Origin of the sequence: Paenibacillus sp. OT2-17 (assembly GCF_009827695.1) — a bacterium.
GTDB lineage: Bacteria > Bacillota > Bacilli > Paenibacillales > Paenibacillaceae > Paenibacillus > Paenibacillus polymyxa_B.
Window position 1 is genome coordinate 1 of sequence record NZ_WUDQ01000501.1, and the last position, 2,737, is coordinate 2,737.

Sequence of the window (2,737 nt, forward strand, 5' to 3'; positions counted from 1 at the left end):
AAGACATATGCCCATTAACAGTTCTTGATCCCGGCTGATATTCAGGTTAAAGCCCCTGTCAATTTCAGCCAGCATTTCTCTGCCAAGCTCATAAATTCCCCGATCCAAGAGCTTCTGAGGCCCTGTCTCTTCTGTCTGTTGCTCCGTAACTCCCTCAAACCACTTGTTCCCGGCCAGATGCATGGCGATATAAGCAACCTCATCCTCCGGAAAGGTCAAATCCATTTGCTTTTCAATGTGGCTAACAATATGTTCAGCGGCTCGAAATTCCTCGGTAGCCCGAAAATCTTCCCTTTCATCGGAAAGCATCGCGACCCTGTTCCCATCGCGAATACGCTTGCAAGCTATAGCGATATGAATGGACAGGTTGTTGAAGGCAACATCCGACAAAGTGACCCCGTGGTTCTGGATTTGCTCCAGAATAATACCTCGAATGAGTGTCATTTCCCAAGGGGTAACCATTCTCGATGCGGCCTCCACGCCCCCAGTCCTTTCTTCTTCAGAACGGTTGACGATGAATTCAGACATGCAGAAACGTAAGCGAACCTCGTCGCCCCTCAGCTTGACACCGTAATTCGGGCGCTTATCAATGCCGATTCCGTAAGCCTGTAGCATATGCTTAACCTCTTTGAAATCATTTTGTACGGTGGATTTGCTAATGTATAACTCATCCGCCAACTCTTCGAGCTTCAAATAATTTTCTGTAAGCAGGAGGCGCGAGATTAAATAACGCTGTCGGTATTCAGGAGAATTGGGATCATCCGGTTCGTTATACAGGAACAAATGCTGTAGGAGCGTACGAAAGCTGCGGTCGTCCGTGATTTTCAGTTCATACCCCCTTGAACGAACAGGCTGAATCGATGCTCCATGCTTGGCCAGAAATTCATCCAGTTCTCTGATATCGCTACGTACGGTACGTGAAGTAACCTGGATCAACTTTGCCAGATGCTCGCTGTTGACAGGAGTGTCCGCAGCCAGCAAATGCTGTAGAATCGAAACCATTCGCGTATTCATTCAAGGTGACCCCCCGTTCTTTTGTCAAAATCTATCCTCTACTCAGGCCTGCTCGGTTAGCTCGCCTTTAGGTACGAAAGTGGCAGGAGCAGCACAGGAATTGCGCTCTACAAATTTCGTATCCACTGTGATTTTTGCTGTAACCTGCGTTCCCTGCTCAATAGTATCGGTCAGGAGATCGACAGCCAGAACGGCCATTCTTTCTTTTTCTACATGAATGGTCGTTAGCTCCGGCGTAACAATGACCGATTCCGTAATGTTGTCAAAGCCGATAATTGAAGTATCCTGCGGCACCCGGATGCCAAGCTCGCTCATGGTCTTCATAGCGCTGATAGCAATATAGTCGCATTCGCAGAACCAGGCCGTCGGCAAAGTTTTCCCGCTCTCCAGATAAACGGTTAACTGCCGATTCAGATCCTCCTGCGAAGTAAGAATGGTTGGCGCTACAGCCAGCATTTGTGCCTCCGGAATCTTCAGCCCCCGTTCCATGAGTGCCGCCAAAAATCCGCGTTTACGTTCCTCAAAATTATGAATTCGTACATTTGAAGCAATATAACCGATTGAGGTATGACCCATGTCGCATAAATAAGCTCCTGCCTGATAAGCACCCATAACATTATTAATCTGGATAAATTGTACGGGAAGCGTATCAAAGCAGGTATCCAGCACAATCAGATTCGGCAGCTTGCCATGAATATCACTGATCTGCTCACGGGTCAGATTGGTTCCCAGAACAATGGTGCCTGCACTGCGTTTCTCCTCTGCAACCATCTGGATATCCCTCTGGAAAAATTCTACGTCGACCGTCGAGAAGATCAACGAATACCCTTTTTGTCGGCAACGTTCCTCAATAAACTGGATTAATTCTTTAAAAAATGGCTGTTGATAGTATTCCTCAAGGACAATGCCCGAATTTGTACACACGAGAAAAAGCAAGGACTTATCACTTCTTGAAGCCGTTATCGTCTTGCTTTTGGGACTGTATCCTGCCTCGTGGGCTACCTGGAGAATACGTTCACGCGTATCCGGGCCAATACCCGGCTTGCCGCTGAAGGCCAGTGAAACAGCTGATTTGGATACGTTGGCCAGCTTGGCAATGTCTTCCATTTTCATGCCCTAATTCTCCATTCTAAATAAGATGAACACAGCAGTGAAGTGAATAAATGAAGTTTACACCGATTTGAGATGCGATGCAATAATTAGCTGAATTTATTTATATTTGTTTAGTTATTTTTTTAGTTTTTATAACTAAATATCACTAAATAATTAATTGACACCGTTTTAATTCGATGTTACTATGGCCTCGACATAGAAATAGTCATTGAATTTAGTTTTTATAACTAAACTAATTTGATTTTGTTTAGTTTATTTATTCTATTTTGTTCAGCAAATGTTGTTTATTCAAGTACAGAGGAGACATGATCATGAAGAAATTAAAGTTGGGTTATGCTCCGACGCGCCGATTTACGTTCAGCGCCGACGATGCCTTTAAGTACAAAGTGGAAATTCGCAAGAAAATTGAGAGTTTTGGCATGGATATCGACATTGTAGACCTGGAGGGCCTTAATGAGGAAGGCTTGCTGTATGACGACCATATAAACGCGGATTTAATTGCAAAGCGATTCAAAGAAGAAGAAGTCGACGCTGTTTTTTTCCCACATTGCAACTTTGGTACAGAAGATACTGTAGCTCGTGTAGGCAAGGCGCTCGGCAAGCCTGTCTT

The 2,737-nt window shown here is 44.9% G+C and carries 2 protein-coding genes and 1 pseudogene; 1 reads left to right on the forward strand and 2 read right to left on the reverse strand.

The window, feature by feature from the left end; translation table 11 throughout:
• Window positions 1-1,014: BglG family transcription antiterminator (locus GRP75_RS23725; RefSeq protein ID WP_160790542.1), on the reverse strand; the 1,014-nt coding region annotated here is incomplete at its 3' end.
• Window positions 1,015-1,056: 42 nt separating this feature from the next.
• Window positions 1,057-2,127 (reverse strand): LacI family DNA-binding transcriptional regulator, encoded by a 1,071-nt coding sequence (locus GRP75_RS23730; protein ID WP_023989374.1) that lies wholly within the window; start codon window positions 2,125-2,127, stop codon window positions 1,057-1,059.
• Between the two features lie 311 nt (window positions 2,128-2,438).
• Here GRP75_RS23730 and GRP75_RS23735 point away from each other — a divergent pair.
• Window positions 2,439-2,737 (forward strand): annotated as a pseudogene (locus tag GRP75_RS23735) (L-fucose/L-arabinose isomerase family protein); the annotation flags it as partial.